The organism is Ramlibacter sp. WS9 (assembly GCF_003797765.1).
In the GTDB taxonomy this organism is placed as follows: domain Bacteria; phylum Pseudomonadota; class Gammaproteobacteria; order Burkholderiales; family Burkholderiaceae_C; genus Ramlibacter.
Genome location: NZ_RKMB01000137.1, coordinates 1 through 467 on the forward strand (window position 1 = coordinate 1; position 467 = coordinate 467).

Genomic DNA, 467 nt, shown 5'->3' on the forward strand with positions numbered 1-467 from the left:
GTGATCCTCGATGGGCACGACATCGCGACCATGCACACCAAGGACGTGGCGCGCCGACTCGGGTTGCTGCCGCAGACCTCGATCGCGCCCGAGGGTATCACGGTGGCAGATCTGGTGTCGCGTGGCCGTTTTCCGCATCAGAAGGTGTTCCGGCAGTGGTCACGTGACGACGCGGCCGCGGTCGCCGACGCCATGCGGCACACCGGTGTCACCGAACTGTCGGCACGACTGGTCGACGAACTGTCGGGCGGGCAACGCCAGCGCGTCTGGGTCGCAATGGTTCTCGCGCAGCAGACGCCCCTGATCCTGCTCGACGAGCCCACCACCTATCTGGACATCGCGCACCAGGTGGAACTGCTCGACCTGTTCGCGATGCTCAACCGCGAGCACGGCCGCACCGTGGTGGCGGTGCTGCACGATCTCAACCAGGCCTGCCGCTACGCCGACGAGTTGATCGTCATGAAGGC

General features: G+C 66.2%; 1 protein-coding gene. It reads left to right on the forward strand.

Annotation, left to right across the window (positions count from 1 at the left end; all coding sequences use genetic code 11):
- Window positions 1-467: ABC transporter ATP-binding protein (locus tag EEB15_RS33325; RefSeq protein WP_141514265.1), on the forward strand; the 467-nt coding region annotated here is incomplete at both ends.